This window comes from Pleomorphomonas diazotrophica, assembly GCF_002844595.1.
Classification (GTDB): Bacteria; Pseudomonadota; Alphaproteobacteria; order Rhizobiales; family Pleomorphomonadaceae; genus Pleomorphomonas; species Pleomorphomonas diazotrophica.
In genome coordinates this window covers 333,309-354,028 of the sequence record NZ_PJNW01000002.1, presented here as the reverse complement: position 1 = coordinate 354,028, position 20,720 = coordinate 333,309, and the positions used below count along the sequence as shown (strand labels likewise).

The following is a 20,720-nucleotide window of genomic DNA, read 5'->3' as shown; positions in this document are numbered from 1 at the left end:
GTCACGCTCCCTCTTTGGGGAACTCGTCGGGCCGGACTTCATGAGCTATGCGATCGAGCACGCCGTTGACAAGGCGCGGCTCGTCATCCTCGAAGAAGGCGCGGGCAACGTCGATATACTCGGAAATGATCACCCGGCCCGGCACGTCGCCGCGCTTGAGGAGCTCATAGGCGCCGCAGCGCAGGATGGCGCGGAGTGTGGCGTCGACGCGCTTCAGCGGCCAATCCTCCACCAGCGCGGTATGCACCATCGGATCGATGGTCCGCTGCTCGACCACCACGCCACCGACGATGTCGCGGAACCAGCCGGCATCGGCCTGCCGATACTCGAAACCGTCGAGCTCCTTGCCAAGGCGGAAGGCCTCGAACTCCTGCACCACTTCCATGAGGTCGCCGCCGCCGATCTCGAGCTGATAGAGCGCCTGCACGGCCGCAAGGCGGGCGGCGCCCCGCTGGTTGGCCGGGCGCGGCTCGGATCTGGCGCCGGATCGGTCGTCGTTCATGGTCCCAATGTCTCCCAGGGCGACGGGATCGGGAGGCTTTGCCACCGAAGCTCCGTCCGCGCTGAATCGTCGTTCAGGACGCCGCCATGCTCCGATGAAAGCGGCGCGAAGGCGCCGCCGGTCAGCGGCCGGTCCTGATGTTGCTGTGGCGGCGCAAAGACCACGGAACGACCGGTTTGTCCAGCGGAAAAGGGCGTTTTCGGCAACGCTACGGATCAGGCGAGTCCCTTTTGCTTTTTCCAGCGCCGGAGACGCTTGCGCGCGTTATCCAGGGGAGACGAGGTGTTGAACTGGATCATGCGTCCCAAGGTGTAGGTCTCGTACCAGGGCTTACCATAAAGATCCTCCTCATCACTCGCCTCGATGACCGCGAGGATGCGATCCTTGGCCGTGGCGAGACGGTCGAGCAGCGCCGGATAATCGAGCCCCGCGTAGTCGGCGTAGAACTTCTGCGCCAGCCGGCCGAGCTCGTTCCACTTGTAGCCGGTCTCCGGAAAGTCCACCGGCACGCCGGCGCTCCGGCCGGAATGCCACTTCAGCACCAGCTCGCCCCAGCCAACGAGATAGGCGACGGGGTCGTGCACGCTCATGACCGTCCCCTTGGCGTGGCCTTCGAGCGTCGGCTCGCGTGTGAGCGCTTCGGGAACACCGTCGAGATCGTTACGGAGTTTCAGGTAGTTGACGCGAATGGCATCGGCAAGTTCGGTCTTGCTGGCAGGTATGGCCACGTTTTTCCTCATCCAGGCGACGGACGAACCGACGTTCCCCTTTCGGCGCCGCGGCTTTTCTGGCACAGCAACGGGCACCTTCCGAAACGGCGGACAGACCATGCCGATCGACTATATCCTCAATGCTTTCGCGACGCTTTTCGTCACCATCGATCCGGTGGGGCTCGCGCCGCTGGTGCTGGCCCTGACGGCCGGCGCCCGCCCAGAGATGCGCCGCGCCATGGCCGTTCGCGCCTCGATCATCGCCTTCCTGGTGCTGATCGCCTTCGCCTTTGTCGGTGCCGGCATCCTCACCTTCCTCGGCATCTCCATGCCGGCCTTCCGCATCGCCGGCGGCCTGCTGCTGTTCTGGATCGCCTTCGAGATGGTGTTCGAGAAGCCCAAGTCGGCCACCGGCGACAAGGGCGGCCATGCCGACGTCGCCGTCGGTCACCCGCAGCCGATCGGCGAGGATATCCGCCATCTCGCGGTCTTCCCGATCGCCATTCCCTTCCTCGCCGGCCCCGGCGCCATATCCGCCACCATCCTGCTGGCCGCCGACGCACACAGCGCGCTGACCATGGCGACGCTGGTGCTGATCATCGCGGCGATCATCGGCCTGTCCTTCGCCATCTTCCTCGCCGCCGACCGGATCGATCGCTATCTCGGCGACACCGGCCGTAACGTGCTGACCCGCCTTCTTGGCGTTCTGCTCGCCTCGCTCGCCGTCCAGTTCGTCGCCGACGGCGTCAAGGCGATCATGGCCTGACGGCACGACTATCCGTTCCGTGGGGCGAGGAGACCTACGGGAAGAACGGCCGGGCTTGCGAGGGACTTTACTTCTTCGCGAAGGCAGCAGCGACGGCGGCGCGGATCGCCCTGTCCTGCTCGGCGGTGAACTTCGAGCGCGATGGCGCATCGAAGCTGTCGCCCTCGAACTGCGTCATCGCCTGCACTGATGCCTTGCGGCACCTGTCGATCATCGAGTTACGGTCGATCCCTTCGACCCGGTACTGGGTGTTGACGCAGTAATCCAGGAACTTGCGCGCCAGATTGTCGCGGGAGATCGTGTCGGCGCTGGCCGGCATCGCTCCCACCACGCCGACGGCAAGTGCAACGGCGGCAACCGTACCGGAAATAACCCGCATCATGGCCTCGTTCTGAAAGAATCGCCGGACCGCGCCGCGCGGCCCCAAAACGGCGGTTTCTTAAGGCAAGGTCACCGACGCTCGCAACAGGCTTCCATTGGACGAAACCGCTTTCGGGCTGCCGCCTTGCACATTGGTCACAGCTTTCTGAGCCAGACCTTGGTGTCGTGGAAGGCGGCACCGCCGAAGGGCGCGATCTCATCGGAACCCGTCAGCGTGTTGATCCCAACCCCACCTCGGTGAGCTCGATTCGCCCAGATGCCCTCGGCCACCACCACGCCGGCCTGCAGGCCGTCGAACAGCTCGGCGTTCAGTTCGACGCGGCCACGATGATTGCCGATCACCACGGCGTCACCGTCGGCGATCCCCAGCCGAGCCGCATCGTCCGGCCGTAGCTTGAGTGTCGGCCGCCCCTCACGGACCGACGAGGTCGCCGTCTCGCTGAAGGAGGTGTTGAGGAAGTTGCGCGCCGGGGCGGTGACCAGGCGGAAGGGATGGGTCTCGTCCGCTTCTTCGACCACAGGCCAGTAGTCCGGCAGCGACGGCATGTCGCGCCAGGGGCCCATCGGTCCGATGTTGGACGACTTGACGTTGGCCCAGTCCGGCTTGAAACGGAACTTGCCGTCCGGATAGGCGAAGCCGTTGACATAATGCGCCGTCTCGAAATCTGGCTGCATGTCGAAAAAGCGCTTTTCCTCCAGCTCGGCCAGCGTGCCGAGCCCCGAGTGCCGCAACATCCAGTCGACATGCTCGCGCGCCGTCATCGCAAAACCGGGATGCTCGGCGCCCAGCCGCTTTGCCAACTCGTTGATGACGTAGATGTTCTCGCGTGGTCCCTCCGGCGGTTCGACGAGCTTCGGCCCGAACAGGATGCTTTGCTGCCCGCCGGCCTTGTAGATGTCGTCGTGCTCCAGGAACATGGTGGCCGGCAGCACGATGTCGGCCATCTTGGCCGTGTCGGTCATGAACTGCTCGTGCACGCAGACGAACAGGTCGTCGCGCAGGAAGCCGCGCCGCACCTTGTCCTGTTCGGGCGTCACCGTCATCGGGTTGCAGTTCTGGATGATCATCGCCTTGACCGGCGGTCCGCCCTTCAGGGCATCCGCCTCGCCGGTGAGCACCGGGCCGACGCGCGAATGATCGAGGTGGCGCACGCTGTCGTCCTCGACGTCGCCGCCCTCGATCATCGTCTTGTTCAGGCGGAAAATGGCGCCGTTGTTGTGGAAGGCCCCTGCCCCCTCGCGCTGCCACAGGCCGAGCACCGTGGCGATAGATTGAGCCGCATGCATGGACACGACGCCATTGCGCGACCGGGTGAAGCCGTAGCCGAGCCGGAAGAAGGTGCGCGGCGTCGTGCCCACCAGCTTGCCGAACGCCTCGATCTCGGCAACAGAGAGGCCGGTGATCGCCGCCGCCCACTCCGGTGTCCGGGATTTCAGATGCGCTTCGAGTTCGGCCGGCGCGTCGGCGTATTTCGCCATATAGGCACGGTCAGCGTAGCCATCGCGGAAGGCGATGTGCATGACGGCACAGGCGAGCGCCGCATCGGAGCCGGGCCGCAGCACCAGCCCGAGGTCCGCCTGCCGCACCGTTTCGGTCTCGTAGACGTCGACGGCGACGATCTTGGCGCCCCGGCTCTTGCGAGCCCGGATGGCGTGGGTCATCACGTTGACCTGCGTGGTCACCGCGTTGGTGCCCCAGATGACGATGCAGTCGGACTGCGCCATTTCGCGCGGGTCCGGTCCGGCGAGGCGGCCCGTGCCGGCGATCCAGCCCGTCCAGGCTGGCGTCACGCAGATGGTGTCGTGGCTGCGCGAGTATTTCTTGACGTGCCGCAGCCGTTCGATGCTGTCGCGCTGCACAAGGCCCATGGTGCCGGCGTATTTGTAGGGCCAGACGCTCTCGGCACCGAACTGCCGCTCGGCGGTGACAAAGGCGTCGGCAACGCGGTCGAGCGCTTCCTCCCAGGAGATTTCCTGGAACCTGCCCTCACCTTTGGCCCCGACGTTGATGAGCGGCTTGGTCAGACGCTCCGGATGGTAAAGCCGCTCGGCATAGCGGCCAACCTTGGCGCAGATGACGCCGGCCGTATAGCTGTTGTCGGACGAGCCACGCAGCCGACCAATACGACCATCCGGCATCAGCTCGACGTCGAGCGCGCAGGTCGACGGGCAGTCGTGCGGACAGGCGGAGTGAGCGAAGTCGGGACGAAGCGTAACGTTCATTGCCAGGATCCAGTGGACAGCGGATCACCAAGTTACAGGCTCCGGTCGCCGAGGTCGCGTCTTATTTGAGGCGCTTCCTCAAGTTCTGTCCGCGTCGGCGAGGGAAATGGAGCGACGAGCCCCTCCACCTCGGCAGGCAAGCACACAAGCAGAATTACTTAAAGCCACCAAAACATGCGAAATTTCTAATATATCTCAGTCAGAGCTGCCTGCAGATGTTGCACCTCCTGCGTGATATCAAGGCAGTCCATCAGGTTTCTTGCCTTGCTAAAGGCCTAAACTGCAGGAACTGACAATAAGTCCGGCATGAACCTGCTGAATTCGTGTGCATTCTTATGCCGCTTAACCAAATACAAACACAGATCGAGCGCCCATTGGACTTTATCGAGTGGTATTAGCGCGCCGTTAAGCAACCAAAAGTCTAATAGAGCCAAAACAAACAGGGGATTCAGCATGTTGTTTGGCTCAAAACCGGCTGGCTCGCGTCGCCCTCGTGGCGGGCTGTCCATCCGTCTCAAGGTCGCTTCGCTCTCTCTCGTCTGGCTTGCCGGCCTCACCGTCGTCTCCGGCACCGGCGGCTATGCCGTGGTCTCCATGCGCGCCCTGGAAGAAACCTCGTCGGCCGCCGCCGGCCTGTCGCTTCTGTCCGAGCAAACGCAGAGCCTCGCCAACAAGCTCGCCGCCAAGGAACGGCTGTTCATGGTCGCTCCCAGCTCCGAGCGGGCAACCGAGATCGACGGCCTTCTTACCGAAACCCGCGAGACCATCCGGCATCTCGGCGATGCCGCCGGCGCCGTTGGCGCGGCAACCAGCGAGGCTGGCCAGCTGGCGACGCTGTTCGACAAGATCGCAGGGCAGTTCGCCGAGGTGAAGAGCGGCCAGATCAAACTCGGTTTCGGCAACGACAGCGGTATTCAGGGTGAGATGGAGGCCGCCTTCCAGACGCTTCGCACCGATGTCAACAAGGCCACCAAGAGCGGCCAGAATCCCGATACCGTCCGCGTTGCCCAGGCCTTTGCCCAGCTCAACCAGGCGCGAGCCGAGTTCATGCTGCGCCACGACGGCCCGAGCTCCGGTGCCTTTGATGCCGCCGCCGGCCGCTTTACTCGCGAGCTCGACAAGACCCAGCTCAGTGCGGAAGCTAAGGATGGGCTGAAGGCGCGGCTCGCCGCCTACTCCTCCGCCTTCACGTCCTATGTCGAACTCTATGCTTCCTGGGTGAAGATCGCCGACCAGACGTCGCTGTCCTTCGATCTCGCCGAGCCGCTTACCCGGGCCATCAAAACCGCTGCCGGCGACCTCACCGCATCGACCACCCAGGCCTTCTCCGAAGGTACCCAGTTTGCCCTGCGCCTCATCTACCTCGTCGTGCCGCTGACGCTGTTGGCCGGCGCCTTGATCAGTTGGCAGATCAGCCGCTCGATCACCGGCCCGCTCGGTCGCATCCGCACCACCATGGACGTGCTGTCGCGCGGCGAAGCGGCGACCGTCGCCGATACCGAGCGTACCGACGAGATCGGCGCCATGGCCCGTACGCTCGCCGTCTTCCAGGCAAACCAGACCGAGAAGGCCCGTCTCGAGGACGAGCAGCGTGCCGATGCCGAGGAGCGGCTCCGTCGCCAGCAAGCCTTCGAGGCCGCGGTTCGCGACTTCCGCTCCGTGGCAGGCGAGCTGACCCAAGCGGTCACCGACACCATGGCCGGCATGCAAAGCACCGCCGACGGTTTGCTCGACGAGGCCGGCCGCACCCGGACGCAGGCTGAGAGCGCGTCCACCGCCTCGCGGGGCGCCTCGGAAAAGGTCACCGTCGTCGCCGGCGCCGCCGAGGAACTTGCTTCGTCGATCAGCGAGGTGGTGAGCCACGTCAGCCGGACCACCACGATCATCGGCAGCGCCACCGAGGGCGCCCGCCGCACCAATGAACAGGTGGCGGGCCTCGCCGACGCGGCGAGCCGCGTCGGTCAGGTGGTGACGCTGATCCGTTCCATCGCCGAGCAGACCAACCTCCTGGCCCTCAACGCCACCATCGAGGCGGCGCGGGCTGGCGAGGCCGGCAAGGGCTTCGCGGTTGTCGCCGCGGAGGTGAAGGGGCTGTCCGACCAGACCTCGCGGGCCACCGAGCAGATTGCCGCCCAGATCTCGGAAATGCAGGCCTCGACCGCCGAAGCGGTGGATTCGATTCGCGCCATCGCCGCCACCATGGAAGAGGTCAACCGCGCGACGCTCGGCATCGCCTCGGCCGTGGAACAGCAGGAGGCGTCAACCAACGAGATCAGCCGCAACGTCAGCGAGGCCTCCGGCAACACGGTCACCGTATCCGAGAGCGTCGGTCACGTGGTCGAAGCGATCGGCAAGACCTCCGACACCGCCCGCCACGTCGAGCAGGCGGCGGCCCTGGTGCTGAGCCAGACGCGCGACCTCGAAGCGGCGATCGACGAGTTCCTTGAACGGGTTGCGGTGTAAATCTAGCCGTTGGAACTAGCGCGAAGCTTGGCTTCCGAAGAGACAAAGGCCCGGATCGCTCCGGGCCTTTGGCATTCAAGACTGGTAGGAAGCCGCTTACGCTTCGGCGAGCGCGCGCTTGATGTCGGGCGGCACGATTTCCGCCTTCACCATGGCAAGCGCCTCCTCGAGCGACATCGACTTCGGATGCTGCGAGCCGAGGGTGCGGACGTTCACCGACTGCTCCTCGGCCTCCTTGCGGCCGCAGACGAAGATCAGCGGGATCTTGGCCAGCGAGTGCTCACGGACCTTGTAGTTGATCTTCTCGTTCCTGAGGTCGATGTCGACTCGCACGCCTGCCTTCAGGAGCTTCTGGTAGACTTCCTGCGCGTAGCCGTCGGCCTCCGAGGTGATGGTGGTGACCATTACCTGGGCCGGCGCGAACCACAGCGGGAAGTGACCGGCGAAGTTCTCGATCAGAATGCCGAGGAAGCGCTCCATCGAGCCGCAGATGGCGCGGTGGATCATCACCGGCGTCTTCTTGCCGCCGTCGGCATCGACGTAGAAGGCGCCGAAGCGGTCCGGCAGGTTGAAGTCCACCTGGGTGGTGCCGCACTGCCACTCGCGGCCGATGGCGTCACGTAGCGTGTACTCGAACTTCGGGCCGTAGAAGGCGCCCTCGCCCGGGTTGATGCCGGTCTTGATGCGACCATTCGACCGCTCGGCGATCTCGCCGAGCACGCGGGTCATCACCTCCTCGGCGTGATCCCAGAGGTCGTCCGAGCCGACGCGCTTCTCCGGCCGGGTCGACAGCTTCACCGTGATCTCGTCGAAGCCGAAGTCCTCGTAGACCGAGAGGATCAGTTCGTTGATTTTCAGGCACTCGGCCGCCATGTCGGCCTCGGTGCAGAAGATATGCGCGTCGTCCTGCGTAAAGCCGCGCACGCGCATCAGCCCGTGCATGGCGCCCGACGGCTCGTAGCGATGCACCGCGCCAAACTCGGCGAGACGCATCGGCAGGTCGCGGTAGCTCTTGAGGCCGTGCTTGAAGATCTGGATATGACCGGGGCAGTTCATCGGCTTCAGCGCGAAGATGCGCTTGTCCTCGGCCTCGTCTCCGGCCGACTGCACGGCGAACATGTTCTCCTTGTACCAGCCCCAGTGGCCGGAGGTCTCCCACAGCACCTTGTCGAGCACCTGGGGCGCATTGACTTCCTGGTAGTCGCCCTTGAGCCGCCGCCGCATATAGGCGGTCAGCTCCTGGAACAACGCCCAGCCCTTCTGGTGCCAGAAGACGACGCCCGGACCTTCTTCCTGGAAGTGGAAGAGATCCATCTCGCGGCCGAGGCGGCGATGATCGCGCTTCTCGGCCTCTTCCAGCATGGTGAGGTAGGCTTTGAGGTCCTCCTCGGTATGCCAGGCGGTGGCGTAGATGCGGGTCAGCATCTCGCGGTCGGAATCGCCGCGCCAATAGGCGCCAGCCACCTTCATCAGCTTGAAGGCGTTGCCGATCTTGCCGGTCGAGGTCATGTGCGGACCGCGGCAGAGGTCCATCCAGTCGCCCTGCGCGTACATCTTGATCTTCTGATCGGCCGGGATGGCATCAACCAGCTCGACCTTGAAGGCCTCGCCCTTCTTCTCGAACCAGTCCTTGGCCTCGTCGCGGCTCCAGACCTGTTTGGTGAACGGCTTGTCGCGGGCGACGATCTCCCGCATCTTGGCCTCGATCTTCGGCAGATCCTCGGTGGTGAACGGCCCTTCCGGACGGTAGAAGTCGTAGTAGAAGCCGTTGTCGATCACCGGGCCGATGGTCACCTGCGTGCCGGGAAACAGCTCCTGCACCGCTTCAGCCATCACATGCGCCGCGTCGTGACGGATCAGTTCGAGGGCGCGCGGGTCGTCGCGCGTCACGATCTCGAGCCGGGCGTCGGTGACGATGGGATCGTTGAGGTCGGAGAGCACGCCATCGAGCGCCATGGCGACGGCCTTCTTCGACAGCGATTTGGAAATCTGGGCGGCGATCTCGGCGCCAGTGGTCCCCGGAGCATATTCGCGCTGCGAACCATCGGGGAAAGTCACGTGGATCATGGTCGGTCCTCTCTCGCTCACTCCCGCAGACGAAGCGGGTAAGCGGCTTGCTTGAATGGCAAAGGCTTTAGCGGCTCGAACGCCGGTTTGTCCAGAGCGCGCCTAAGCCGATTCTAGTGGCGGAAGCTGTTTCATGGCTCGCTTCGAGCGGCCTTTACCAACTGGCGGCCGGAGTGGACCTCAGAAATCCTGATTCCGGAGGAGCTGCGCCGGGATGAGCAGACCGGCACCGATCGCCCCCAGCGTGAAGATCACCCTGAGCAGCGACTGCACGGCGACGATCAGCGTCGCTTCGGCGTCGACAAGGTTGGGCGCGGTGACAGACAGGAAGCCCAGGAGAGCCTGCCCGAAGAAGGCACCCGGCACCATGGGAATACAGCCGGCCAACGCCACCGCATTGCAGGCCGGACCGAGATGCCGCCTCAATGCCGACACCGAACAGCTGGTGACGATGGCCGCCGCAAACGAGGCGCCTTCGAGGCTCCAGGCGAGATCCTGCCCCACCGTGCGCACCGCAAGCGCCAAAGCGCCGGCGGCTGCGCACCAGGGCAACGCCTTGAAGCCGAAGTTGAACAGCACGCCGAAGCCGGCGGCGGCGAGCGCGCCGAACAAAGCCTGATGCAGGAGGTGCGGCAGGAGTTCGAGCATCAGAGCGACCTCAATCCGAGCAGCGCTTCGGCGAACCAGACGCCGACGGAAGCAAACACCATGATCATCAGCACCCAGACGGCGCGGGCGCTTCCCATGGTGGGGTAGCCGTCCATGATGTCGGTCTGGGCGTTGGTGGAGGGAACGCCCGGCACCAGCAGCAGGATCGACGCCATCATGGCGAGACTGACCGTGCCGCTGTTCAGAAGTGTCGAGCCGATGCCGCCGAGCGTCGCCGCGAGAAAGGCGATAAGGCCTGCGACAATGAACACGTTGACGCCGTGGTGCAGCAACTGGTGGCGCATATACTGCCCTACCGTGCCGGCGACCAGCACGGCCCCGAAAGCCGGCCAGTCGACGCCGAGCAAACGCCCGAAGGACGCGCAGGCGATGCCGACGGCGAGCGCCACCACCCAGGCCGGATGGCGCGGCGTTTCCCGAACCAATCGCCCGATTTCCGCCTCCACCTCGTCGACGCTCATGCCGCCTTGCGAGACCCTCACCGCGAGACGCCGGATCGCCTGATCGAGGCGGTGGTTCACGCCGAGCCGGCCGACCTGCATCATGCGGGTGATGGTGTTGCCGCCGGCGTGCACGGTGACCTCCAACGAGGCATAGCCCGAGCGCATGCCGACATCTTCCACGCCAAAGCCACGGGCGATCATGCCGACGCCGGCGTGGACGACGGACACCGAAGCGCCGCTCTCCATCATGATCCGGCCGGCCCGAAGCGCCATGTTGGCGATCCGCTCAAGCTCGCGATGCCGTGTGATGACCGGGTCGTTCTGCTGTTCCATGGCGCCCCGCCGGCTCATGCTATCCGAAATCGGTCGGCGGAATTTGCTGTCGCCGGGCGACGACCGATTCCGTCTGACTCTACAGGCCAAGATGAAATATCAGGGCCACGACAGCCCGGGCAAGCGGCCCTCCAAAGGACGCCTGCTTTTTGTTGAGCCATCAATGCCGAAAAGCGCGCCAGGGTCCAACGAGGCGGCCCCAACGAGGCGACCAAGACATCCTGAAAACGCCCTCTCAGGAGAAAGGTCGAAATTCTCGGCGTTTTCGATTGGAATCGATCTTGGAGTTGCTGCTTTGGCCGCCTGTTCCAACGGTTGAACAACATTGGCGCTAAGGTTCGATTGACCTTTCGTAGTACCTCGGTGCTTGCACAAAAGGCTTAGCTGTGCCAAGACCTATGCTGAATGGACTTGCTTGAAACAGAACGATTTCGGCAGCTCCTTGTCAGGGCGGCCGTGGCCACGCGGGGGGAGACTGCGCGGCCCGGTATTGCGAAATGGGGAGTTCAAGGCTGGACTGGCTGCGTCTCAGAGAGGCTTACCGAGAGCAGAACCAGGACAAACGGGTGGGAGATTCAATTCAGACGGAATGCGGTTGACAGTCAGACAACCTCTGATTGTGCGTGAATTTGCGCAAACACAAACGCCACGGAAATAGATACATTCCGCGGCAGTGTAGTTGATCTACGACATGGCTTTTGTAGCGAGACCGCGCTAAACCGACAACCAGTCCAAAAGGCGTAGTGGGCAAGCCCGCTGTGCCGAACGGGACCGGCAAAAGACGCCGATCACGGCGCATAGACCGGTGGAAAGCAGGAAGCGTCTGGAACTGGGCCGTTACGAAACAACGACGGGCGATGAAATAGCGACCAATGAAACCGATCGTCACGCTCACACTCAATCCATCCATCGACGACACGGCCGAAGCCGAGGTCGTCAAGCACACCCACAAGATTCGGATCACCAACGAGCAGCATGATCCGGGCGGCGGCGGCATCAACGTCACGCGCGTGATCCAGGAACTCGGCGGCAGCTCCATCGCCCTGTACATGTCGGGCGGGACCACCGGCCAGATGTTCGACGAGCTCCTGGCGGCGCGCAACATCCCGCGCCGGCGTATTCCGATCGCCCAGAGCACCCGTGTCGCCCATCTCGTCTATGAGCGATCGACCGGGCTGGAGTATCGCTTCATTCCGGAAGGTCCCGAGGTCAGCGAGATCGAGTGGAAGCGCTGCCTTTATGCGCTCAAGGATCTCGAATGGGACTGGTGCGTCGGCTCTGGCTCGCTGCCGCGTGGCATGCCCGAGAACTTCTATGTGCAGCTCGCCGACCTGGTGCTGGAGCGCGGCGGCAATCTGGTGCTCGACACGTCGGGCAAGCCACTCGATCTGGCGCTCGAGCGCGGCGGCATCACGCTGTTCAAGCCGTCGGAAGGCGAGTTCGCCAAGCTGGTCGGTCGGCCGCTGCCCACCGTCGATGACATGGTCCCCGCCGCCAAGGAGCTTATCGGCAGCGGCAGGGTGAAGATGATCGCCATCACCATGGGCGGCGACGGTGCGTTGCTGGTCACCGCCGACAATCACCTGTTCCTGAAGGCGCCCGATGTCGAGGTGAAGAGTGCCTCGGGCGCCGGCGACAGCTTCGTGGGCGGCATGGTCTATGGCCTCGCCTCCGGTCTCATTCCGGAAGACGCCTTCCGTCTCGGTGTCGCCTCCGGCACCGCGTCGGTGATGATGCCGGGCACGCAGCTCTGCCAGAAGGCGGACGTCGACCGCATCCTCGAGGAAATCGGCGCCCACCAGCACAATTGGTGACCTGACGATACGGGCTACAAACGAAGGGGAGCAGGATGATCGTCCTGCTCCCCTTCTCGCATTTCACGTTCTGAACAAGAACCGGTCGCCGGAACCTCAGGCCTCGGCCGGCTCCGCCGGCTTCAGGCTGACACTTTCGCCACAACCGCAAGAGCCAACTTGGTTGGGATTGCGGAAGACGAAGCCGGTGCGGAGCGGCGTCTGCTCGAAGTCCATTTCCGTTCCCAGCAGGAACAGCACCGCCTTGGCCTCGACGAATACGGTGGCGCCATGGGCCTCGACGCGCTCGTCGCCCGGCTGCGCCTCGCGCGCCAGATCGAGCGTATAGGACATGCCGGCGCAGCCACCGTTCTTGATGCCCAGGCGGATGCCCACAGCATCGTCGGCGTTGTCGACGATTTCGCGCACACGCTCGGCGGCGGATTCGGTCAGCGTCATCACGGCGAACTTGGCGAGAGCCATGCGATCAATCTCCAAAACCGCTCCGGTTCAAGGCCGGAGCGACCCGTTTGAAAATAGGGAGCAAACGCATCTTCGACAAGCGTCTTGCCGCATGGCGGCAATGCGAAGCCGGATACTGGAGCAAATCCAGCAAAAGTGTATCGCAGTTTGCGCCAGGATTTGCGTGAGAACAAAGAGCCAGAGAGTTTCCAGTGAAACTGGTTTTCACCAGAAACCCGCTAGCGAGCCAGATGCTGCCGCACATAGGCTTCGAGCTTGGCAAGATGCTGCTTGCCGCCTTCGATAGCCCCATATTTGCTGACCACCTCGTCCCGGAAAGCCTTCGTCTCGTAGAGCTGCCGCAGCCGGATCAGCGTGCCGCCCGCCGCCTCGGCCAAGGTGATGGTGGTCTCGAACCAGACTTTCTCACCATCGCCATGATCGAACACCAGCTTCGAGGGCGGAACGATTTCCTTGAATACCGAATGGTTGGGATAGCGGGTGCCATCCGGCCCCAGCATGTCGAAGCTCCAGGCGCCGCCGACGCGGAAATCCATGCGCACGTGTTCTGAGGTGAAGCCGTCCGGACCCCACCAGTTGTTGACATGAACGGGGTCGGTCAACGCCTTCCATACCAATTCGCGCCGGAACGGAATGTGCCGCTCCAACACCAGTTCGCGGCCTGCTAGGTCGGTCATCGCTTCGTCCCCTCTTCGTTTTCAAGCGTTCCGAGATAGGTCTCCAGGCGATCGAACCGCCCTTCCCACACTTGGCGCTGTTCCTCGATCCAGCCGGCCGCCGCCTCGAGCGGGGCTTCTTCCAACCGGCAAGGCCGCCACTGAGCATTGCGGCCGCGGCTGATCAGCTTGGCCCGCTCCATCACCTTGAGATGCTTGGTGACGGCCGGCAGCGATATGCCGAGTGGTGCGGCCAGTTCGCCGACCGTCGCTTCCCCCCTGCCGAGCCGCGCCAGCATGGCGCGCCGTGCGGGATGAGCGAGCGCCAGAAAGATCGCGTCGAGTTCGACCTCGTATTTAACCATAAGGTAAAGTACGTAAGAACGTGGGAGAATGTCAAGGCCGAGCTTCCAGCCAAACGACAACGGCCGCCGGATTGCTCCCGCGGCCGTATGTTCATCCTTCTACGCAGACAGAACCGAAGGTCAGTACCAGTCGGTGGCGACCTGGGCTTCCTCGCTCATGCGGTCGGGCGTCCAGGGCGGATCGAACACCATGTTGACCTTGACGCCATAGACGCCGGGCACGACGCCGACGGCATTTTCCACCCAGCCCGGCATTTCGCCGGCCACCGGGCAGCCCGGCGCGGTCAGCGTCATGTCGATGGTGACAAGCCGGTCGTCGTCGATGTCAATCCGATAGACGAGGCCGAGCTCATAGATGTCGGCCGGGATTTCCGGGTCGTAGACGGTCTTCAGTGCCGCGATGATGTCGTCGGTGATGCGATCGAGCTCGGCCGGGGGGATGGCCGAGCCGGCGACGGTCTGGGGTTGGTTGGGGGACGGATCGGCTTGGTCGGTCATGACGGTCATCCGAACAGGGCCTCGGCCTTTCTGAGGGCCGTGACCAGCGCGTCCACTTCGGCGCGCGTGTTGTAGAGGGCGAAGGAGGCGCGGCAGGTCGAAGTCACGCCGAAACGGGCGAGCAGCGGCATGGCGCAATGGGTGCCGGCGCGGACGGCGACGCCGGAACGGTCGATGACCGTGGCGACGTCATGGGCATGCGCGCCGTTCATCGAAAAGGCGACGATGGCGCCCTTCTCCTTGGTGGTGCCGTAGATGCGGACGGAGTTCATCTCGCCGAGCCGCTGCATGGCATAGTCGCGCAGATCGGTCTCATGGGCGAGGATGGCATCCCGGCCGAGGCTCTCCATGTAGCGCAGGGCTGCGCCGAGGCCGATCGCCTGGACGATGGGCGGCGTACCCGCCTCGAAGCGGTGCGGCGGCGCATTGTAGGTCACGCCCTCGGTAGTCACCGTCTCGATCATCTCGCCGCCACCCTGCCAGGGCGGCATGGCTTCGAGGAGATGCTTCTTGCCAAAGAGAGCGCCGATGCCGGTGGGGCCGTAAACCTTGTGGCCGGTCAGCACATAGAAATCGGCGTCGAGATCCTGCACGTCAACAGGCAGATGCACAGCGCCCTGGCTACCATCGACCAGCACCACTGCGCCATGGGCGTGGGCGATGCGCGTCACGTCCTTGATCGGCACGATGGTGCCGGTGACGTTGGACATCTGGGTGATGGCGACGATCTTTGTGCGCGGCGTGAACAGCGCCTCGAAGGCCTCGAGGTCGAAGCTGCCGTCGTCGCGAACCGGCGCCCACTTGATGACGACGCCCTTCTTCTCGCGGTGGAAGTTCCACGGCACGATGTTGGAGTGATGCTCCAGGATGGAGAGGATGACCTCATCACCCTCGCCCAGCACCATGCCGCCATAGCTCGCTGCCACGAGGTTTATCGCCTCGGTCGATGAACGGGTGAAGATCACCTGGTCCACCGACGGGGCATTCAGAAAGGCGCGCACCGCCTCGCGGGCGTCCTCATAGGCCTCGGTGGCGGCATTCGACAGGTAATGCAGGCCACGGTGAACGTTGGCATACTCGTGGGTATAGGCGTGGCGCATGCGGTCGAGCACGGCGAGCGGCTTCTGCGCCGAAGCGCCGTTGTCGAGATAGACCAGCGGCTTGCCATAGACCTGTTCGGCGAGGATCGGAAAATCCTCGCGCACGGTCTCGACGTCATAGGACGGAACGGACATCTTCATCGTCTCTTGTCTTGGCCGCCCGGCAAGCCGGGCAGCGATGCCGGCTCACGCCGCCCTGGCCTTCAGCCAACCCTCGACCCGGTGGATGAGCGCGTCATGCACCGCCTGATTCTGGATCTCGTCGATCGCCTCGCCGAGGAAGGCGAGGATCAGCATGCTCTCCGCCTCGACCTTGGGAATGCCGCGCGACAGGAGATAGAACAGGAGATCCTCGTCGATGGCGCCGCAGGTAGCGCCATGGCCGCACTGCACGTCGTCAGCGAAAATTTCCAGCTCCGGCTTGGCGTCGGCCTCGGCTTCCTCTGAAAGCAGCAGAGATGCCGTCATCATGCGCGCGTCGGTCTTCTGGGCATGCGCCGGCACAGCAATGCGGCCGGCGAACACCGAACGCGCCTCGTCGTCGATCACCGCCTTGTAGAGCTCGCGGCTCTGGCAGTTCTCGGCACCGTGGATCAGCGACAGCGTCGTATCGGCGTGGCGGCGGCCACTGAGCATGGTGATGCCGCGGAAGCCAGCCTGGGCATCGCGCCCGGCGAACTCGGCGAAGATCTGCGCACGGGCGAGACCGGCGCCGAGCGCCGCGTTGAAAGTATCGAAATTCGCCTCACGGCCGATCCTGGCCACCAGCGTGGTCAGGCTGACCGCCTCGTCCGGTTCGAGCTGCAGACGGATATGGTCGACCTTCGCCCCCTCGCCTACCTCGAGCACAGTCATCACATTGGAATGATGGGCCACGGTATCGAGCGATTCGATCGTCTCGATCAGCGTCAGCCGGGCAGCCTTGCCGACGGTGACCAGATGACGCACCGCCGTCGATGCGGCAGGCTCGCCCTCGGCGATATGGACCAGTTCCACCGGTCGGCCAACCTCGGCACCCTCGGCCACGTCGATGACGAGGCCGTCGGTCATGAAGGCGGTATTGAGCGCCACAGCCGTGTTCGAGGCGACGGCGTCGTCAAGCTTCAGCGCCGCGAGCACAGTCGCGTCACCCGCTTCCAGCGCGGTGGCCAGCGAGAAGATGGAGAGGCCGGGCTCAAGATCCTCAAGATCGGACAGCTCGGGCCGGTAACGACCGTTGGCGATGACAAGGCGGCGGGCCTTGTCGCCCTCCACGGCCGGCGCGGCGATCAGCACGCGCGCCACGTCGCCGGGGCCGGCGGCGGGCGGGAAGGTCTTCAGCCGGGCGCGAAGATCGGTGTATTTCCAGTCTTCGACGCGGCGGTGCGGCAGGCCGCTCTTCTCGACGCCGCCAAAGGCGGCATCACGGATGGCGATGACGTCGGCCGTTCCGGGCAGCGACGTCCTCTCGGCCGGGTAGCGGGCGGCAAGCGCCTGTTCAGCTGGCGTGCGGACGGGGGTGGCAACCATGGTCATCCCCCTCAGGCGGCCGCGTCGGCCACGTAGGCGGCGTAACCGTTCTTCTCGAGATCGAGCGCCAACTCCGGCCCGCCGGTGCGGACGATGCGTCCGTCGGACAGCACATGCACGATATCCGGCACGATGTGATCGAGCAGGCGCTGGTAATGGGTGATCACCACGAAGGCGCGGTCTGGCGCGCGCAGCGCATTGACGCCCTCCGACACAACCTTCAGCGCGTCGATGTCGAGGCCGGAATCGGTCTCGTCGAGAATGCAGATCGACGGCTGCAGCAGCGCCATCTGCATGATCTCGGCGCGCTTCTTCTCGCCACCGGAGAAGCCGACATTGACCGGCCGCTTCAGCATGTCCGAGGTGATGTTGAGCTTCTCGGCGACGCCCTTCACCAGCTTCATGAACTCCGGCGTCGTCAGCTCGTCCTGGCCCTTGGCCTTGCGATGGGCGTTGAGCGCCGCCTTCAGGAAGGTCATGGTGGCGACGCCGGGGATCTCGATCGGATACTGGAAGGCCAGGAACAGGCCGGCCACCGAGCGCTCGTTAGGCTCAAGGTCGAGGATTGATGCGCCGTTCAGCAGCACCTCGCCCTCGGTGACCTCATAGTCCTCCTTGCCGGCGAGGATGTAGGAGAGCGTCGACTTGCCGGCGCCATTCGGCCCCATGATGGCGTGCACCTCGCCCGGCTTCACCGTCAGGGTGAGACCCTTCAGGATCTCGCGGTCGCCGATCCGGGCATGGAGGTTCTTGATCTCAAGCATTGGTCTTGTCCTGTCGTCCGTTTGGCCTCGACGCCCGTGGCGGAGGCTCATTGTCGTTGGTTTGAAGAGAAGAGCGCGTGTCGCGGCGCGCCCAGCAAACTTAGCCGACGCTGCCTTCGAGGCTGATGCCGATCAGCTTCTGCGTTTCCACCATGAACTCCATCGGCAGCTGTTGCAGCACGTCTTTCACGAAGCCGTTGACGATGAGGGCGATGGCTTCCTCTTCCGGCAGGCCGCGCTGCAGGCAATAGAAGAGTTGGTCGTCCGAGATCTTCGACGTGGTGGCTTCGTGCTCGACAATGGCCGAGGCATTCTTGCTCTCGATATAGGGCACGGTGTGAGCGCCACACCTGTTGCCGATCAGGAGGCTGTCGCAGTTGGTGAAGTTGCGGGCGCCGGAGGCCTTGCGACCAACCGACACCAGGCCGCGATAGGTGTTGTTGGACCGGCCGGCCGAAATGCCCTTGGAGATGATCTTCGACGAGGTGTTCTTGCCGAGGTGGACCATCTTGGTGCCGCTGTCGACCTGCTGGCGACCGTTGGAGATGGCGATCGAGTAGAACTCGCCGCGCGAGTTGTCGCCGCGCAGGATGCAGCTCGGATATTTCCAGGTGATGGCCGAGCCGGTTTCCACCTGCGTCCAGGAGATCTTCGAGTTCTTGCCCCGGCAGTCGCCGCGCTTCGTCACGAAGTTGAAGACGCCGCCCTTGCCTTCCGAGTCGCCCGGATACCAGTTCTGGACGGTGGAATATTTGATCTCGGCGTCGTCGAGGGCGATCAGCTCGACCACGGCGGCATGCAGCTGGTTCTCGTCGCGGGAAGGCGCCGTGCATCCCTCGAGATAGGAGACGTAGGCACCCTCGTCGGCGATGATCAGCGTCCGCTCGAACTGGCCGGTCTTCTTCTCGTTGATGCGGAAATAGGTGGAGAGCTCCATCGGGCAGCGCACGCCTTTCGGCACGTAGACGAAGGAGCCATCGGAAAACACCGCCGAGTTCAGCGTGGCGTAGAAGTTGTCGGTCACCGGAACGACCGAGCCGAGATACTTCTTCACCAGCTCCGGATGGGTCTTCACCGCTTCCGAGATCGGGCAGAAGATAACGCCGTGCTTGGCGAGCTCGGCCTTGAAGGTGGTGACCACCGAGACGCTGTCGAACACCGCATCGACGGCAACCGGCCGCTCGCCCCGTTCGACGCCGGCCAGGATTTCCTGCTCCTTCAAAGGAATGCCGAGTTTCTTGTACGTATCGAGCAGCGCCGGATCGACCTCGTCGAGGCTCTTCGGGCCAGCCGTCTTCTTCGGAGCCGCGTAATAGTGAAGGTCCTGGAAGTCGATGGGCGGGTACTCGACGCGCGCCCAGGTCGGCTCTTCCATGGTCTGCCAGCGGCGCAAGGCTTCAAGCCGCCACTCGGTCAGCCATTCCGGCTCGTCCTTCTTGGCCGAAATGAACCGGACGATATCCTCATTGAGGCCCTTCGGCGCCAGCTCCGACTCGATGTCGCTGACGAAGCCATACTTGTACTTGTCGACGTCGATCGACAGAACCTGATCGACCGTCTCCTTGACTGCTGCCATCTCTCGCTCCTTCCACGCGGTTTCAAGGACCGTGGGAAATATGTCCTCAATGTAGTCGCTTTTTCCCGCAGCCGGTAGTCACTCAGGCTGCGGCTGTCCCATGTTGTTTCTTCATAGCGGCGAAGACGTTGCGCGCCCGCAAACCGAAAGCGGCGATCTCCTCGTCGGAAGTCTCCGCGCCAATCGAGACGCGCAGTCCGCCCTTCACCAGCGCCGGATCGACGCCCATCGCCGTCAGCACCGGGCTCGCCGTCACTTTGCCCGACGAGCAGGCCGAACCGGACGACAGCGCCACGCCGGCAAGGTCGAAGGCGATCACCGCCGTCTCCGCGGCGACGCCCGGCGCCGCGAAGGATAGCGTGTTCGCCAGCCGCGGCACACGCTCGCCAAAGATCACCGCGTCCGGCGCGATGTCGCGGAGTGTCGCCGAGAGGCGGTCGCGTCGCGCCGCGACCTCCGCCATGGCACTGAGATCGGCGACCGCCGCATCCGCCGCTACGCCGAAGGCGGCAACGGCCGCGACATTCTCTGTGCCGGCCCTGGCCCAGGATTCCTGGCCGCCGCCGACAAGGAGCGGCGGAAAGGCAAAGCCGTTGCGGCCGCGCACAATTGCGCCCGTTCCCTGCCCACCGCCGATCTTGTGGGCGGAAAGGGTCAAGACGTCGAGCCCCAGCGCCTCGATGTCGATCGGCAGTTTGCCGGCTGCCTGTACCGCGTCGGAGTGTACCAGCGCGCCATGGGCCCTGGCGATCCGGGCCACCTCCGCCACCGGTTCGATGACGCCGGTCTCGTTGTTGGCCATCATCACCGAGACCAGCGCCCGCTCGCCGGCCGTCGCGAGTTCGGCAAGGCGGCGATCGAGAAACCCGAGATCGACGATGCCGTCAGCGTCGACGGGAATGAACTCCGTCCGATCGGCTGGGAAGCGGCCGCCGCGCGCCACGGCCGGATGCTCGACCGCCGACACCAGCAGCCGATCGAGCCGGTAGGGCTTGCCGAACAGTGTCCAGTCCGGTGACAACACCGTGTTGGCAGCCTCTGTTCCACCCGAACAGAAAGTGACGCCCTTCGCCTCGGTGCCGCAGAGCCGCGCCACGGATCGGCGGGCCTCTTCGAGAACGGCGCGCGCCGCCCGCCCTTCGGCATGCACAGAGGAGCCGTTGCCGGGCCGGTCGAGCAGGTCGACGAAACGCGCCCGCGCGACCGCTTTCATCGGCGCGCCGGCGTTCCAGTCGAAATAGAGGCGCGCTTCCGCCATGCCTACCCCATTCGCGATTGCCGGTCGGAACGGCCCGCCGACTTGCGCGTTCACTATACCATCTGCTTTTGACCTGCCAGACCGGCTTCAGACCGCTCAGCGATCCTTGACGATGCGATTTTTCTTGACGTCGGACCGGCCGGCGGTCCAGTGCAAAACGC

At 64.3% G+C, this 20,720-nt stretch carries 19 protein-coding genes; 3 read left to right on the top strand and 16 right to left on the bottom strand.

The features are described from left to right. Position 1: 1 nt before the first annotated feature. The gene (nusB, locus tag CXZ10_RS02630) at positions 2 to 502 is read right to left on the bottom strand and encodes a transcription antitermination factor NusB (protein WP_101287392.1); all 501 of its coding nucleotides are present in this window, start codon (positions 500 to 502) and stop codon (positions 2 to 4) included. Between the two features lie 215 nt (positions 503 to 717). Then, positions 718 to 1,230, bottom strand: a complete 513-nt coding sequence (locus CXZ10_RS02625; RefSeq protein ID WP_101288327.1) for a ClbS/DfsB family four-helix bundle protein — start codon at positions 1,228 to 1,230, stop codon at positions 718 to 720. 100 nt (positions 1,231 to 1,330) lie between these two features. Here CXZ10_RS02625 and CXZ10_RS02620 point away from each other — a divergent pair, with 100 nt between their 5' ends. Beyond that, positions 1,331 to 1,978, top strand: coding sequence for a MarC family protein (locus CXZ10_RS02620; RefSeq protein WP_101287391.1), 648 nt, complete (start codon positions 1,331 to 1,333; stop codon positions 1,976 to 1,978). A 67-nt stretch (positions 1,979 to 2,045) separates the two neighbouring features. Here the strand turns inward: CXZ10_RS02620 and CXZ10_RS02615 are convergent, their stop codons facing one another. Both CXZ10_RS02615 and CXZ10_RS02610 read right to left on the bottom strand, forming a co-directional pair. Beyond that, the gene (locus tag CXZ10_RS02615; protein WP_143741459.1) at positions 2,046 to 2,357 is read right to left on the bottom strand and encodes a hypothetical protein; all 312 of its coding nucleotides are present in this window, start codon (positions 2,355 to 2,357) and stop codon (positions 2,046 to 2,048) included. A 137-nt stretch (positions 2,358 to 2,494) separates the two neighbouring features. Continuing rightward, positions 2,495 to 4,582, bottom strand: a complete 2,088-nt coding sequence (locus tag CXZ10_RS02610) for a molybdopterin oxidoreductase family protein (RefSeq protein WP_101287389.1) — start codon at positions 4,580 to 4,582, stop codon at positions 2,495 to 2,497. A gap of 453 nt (positions 4,583 to 5,035) precedes the next feature. Between CXZ10_RS02610 and CXZ10_RS02605 the strand changes: the two genes are divergently transcribed. Beyond that, positions 5,036 to 7,045 carry a methyl-accepting chemotaxis protein gene (locus CXZ10_RS02605; RefSeq protein WP_180335833.1) on the top strand — a complete coding sequence of 670 codons (2,010 nt, stop codon included), beginning with the start codon at positions 5,036 to 5,038 and terminating at the stop codon, positions 7,043 to 7,045. A 96-nt stretch (positions 7,046 to 7,141) separates the two neighbouring features. Here the strand turns inward: CXZ10_RS02605 and thrS are convergent, their stop codons facing one another. The 3 genes from thrS to CXZ10_RS02590 all read right to left on the bottom strand — a co-directional run bounded on the left by thrS (position 7,142) and on the right by CXZ10_RS02590 (position 10,575). Then, positions 7,142 to 9,112 (bottom strand): threonine--tRNA ligase, encoded by a 1,971-nt coding sequence (gene thrS, locus CXZ10_RS02600; RefSeq protein ID WP_101287387.1) that lies wholly within the window; start codon positions 9,110 to 9,112, stop codon positions 7,142 to 7,144. Positions 9,113 to 9,292: 180 nt separating this feature from the next. Then, complete coding sequence (locus CXZ10_RS02595) at positions 9,293 to 9,760, bottom strand: threonine/serine exporter family protein (protein WP_101287386.1); 468 nt, start codon at positions 9,758 to 9,760, stop codon at positions 9,293 to 9,295. After that, positions 9,760 to 10,575 carry a threonine/serine exporter family protein gene (locus tag CXZ10_RS02590; protein WP_210199825.1) on the bottom strand — a complete coding sequence of 272 codons (816 nt, stop codon included), beginning with the start codon at positions 10,573 to 10,575 and terminating at the stop codon, positions 9,760 to 9,762. The genes CXZ10_RS02595 and CXZ10_RS02590 overlap by 1 nt, the downstream gene beginning before the upstream one ends. An 854-nt stretch (positions 10,576 to 11,429) precedes the next feature. On the opposite strand from CXZ10_RS02590, the gene CXZ10_RS02585 reads away from it, so the two are divergent. Then, positions 11,430 to 12,371 (top strand): 1-phosphofructokinase family hexose kinase, encoded by a 942-nt coding sequence (locus CXZ10_RS02585; protein ID WP_101287384.1) that lies wholly within the window; start codon positions 11,430 to 11,432, stop codon positions 12,369 to 12,371. 96 nt (positions 12,372 to 12,467) lie between these two features. Here CXZ10_RS02585 and sufA read toward each other — a convergent pair whose 3' ends face one another. The 9 genes from sufA to CXZ10_RS02540 all read right to left on the bottom strand — a co-directional run bounded on the left by sufA (position 12,468) and on the right by CXZ10_RS02540 (position 20,559). Next, on the bottom strand, positions 12,468 to 12,833 hold the full coding sequence (sufA, locus tag CXZ10_RS02580) for a Fe-S cluster assembly scaffold SufA (RefSeq protein WP_101287383.1): 366 nt from the start codon (positions 12,831 to 12,833) through the stop codon (positions 12,468 to 12,470). 218 nt (positions 12,834 to 13,051) lie between these two features. Continuing rightward, positions 13,052 to 13,510 (bottom strand): SRPBCC domain-containing protein, encoded by a 459-nt coding sequence (locus tag CXZ10_RS02575; RefSeq protein WP_101287382.1) that lies wholly within the window; start codon positions 13,508 to 13,510, stop codon positions 13,052 to 13,054. Then, positions 13,507 to 13,854: an ArsR/SmtB family transcription factor gene (locus CXZ10_RS02570; protein WP_101287381.1), complete on the bottom strand. Its 348-nt coding sequence runs from the start codon at positions 13,852 to 13,854 to the stop codon at positions 13,507 to 13,509. Before CXZ10_RS02570 ends, CXZ10_RS02575 begins: the two co-directional genes overlap by 4 nt. Positions 13,855 to 13,974: 120 nt before the next feature. Beyond that, a complete protein-coding gene (locus CXZ10_RS02565) occupies positions 13,975 to 14,352 on the bottom strand; it encodes an SUF system Fe-S cluster assembly protein (protein WP_101288326.1) in 378 nt (125 codons plus the stop codon). A 5-nt stretch (positions 14,353 to 14,357) separates the two neighbouring features. Beyond that, the gene (locus CXZ10_RS02560; RefSeq protein WP_101287380.1) at positions 14,358 to 15,593 is read right to left on the bottom strand and encodes a cysteine desulfurase; all 1,236 of its coding nucleotides are present in this window, start codon (positions 15,591 to 15,593) and stop codon (positions 14,358 to 14,360) included. Between the two features lie 45 nt (positions 15,594 to 15,638). Next, a complete protein-coding gene (gene sufD / locus CXZ10_RS02555) occupies positions 15,639 to 16,961 on the bottom strand; it encodes a Fe-S cluster assembly protein SufD (RefSeq protein WP_244617087.1) in 1,323 nt (440 codons plus the stop codon). An 11-nt stretch (positions 16,962 to 16,972) separates the two neighbouring features. After that, positions 16,973 to 17,725 carry a Fe-S cluster assembly ATPase SufC gene (gene sufC / locus CXZ10_RS02550; protein ID WP_101287378.1) on the bottom strand — a complete coding sequence of 251 codons (753 nt, stop codon included), beginning with the start codon at positions 17,723 to 17,725 and terminating at the stop codon, positions 16,973 to 16,975. A gap of 100 nt (positions 17,726 to 17,825) precedes the next feature. Further along, the gene (gene sufB, locus CXZ10_RS02545) at positions 17,826 to 19,301 is read right to left on the bottom strand and encodes a Fe-S cluster assembly protein SufB (RefSeq protein WP_101287377.1); all 1,476 of its coding nucleotides are present in this window, start codon (positions 19,299 to 19,301) and stop codon (positions 17,826 to 17,828) included. An 82-nt stretch (positions 19,302 to 19,383) separates the two neighbouring features. Further along, on the bottom strand, positions 19,384 to 20,559 hold the full coding sequence (locus CXZ10_RS02540; RefSeq protein ID WP_101287376.1) for a cysteine desulfurase family protein: 1,176 nt from the start codon (positions 20,557 to 20,559) through the stop codon (positions 19,384 to 19,386). Between the last annotated feature and the right edge of the window lie 161 nt (positions 20,560 to 20,720).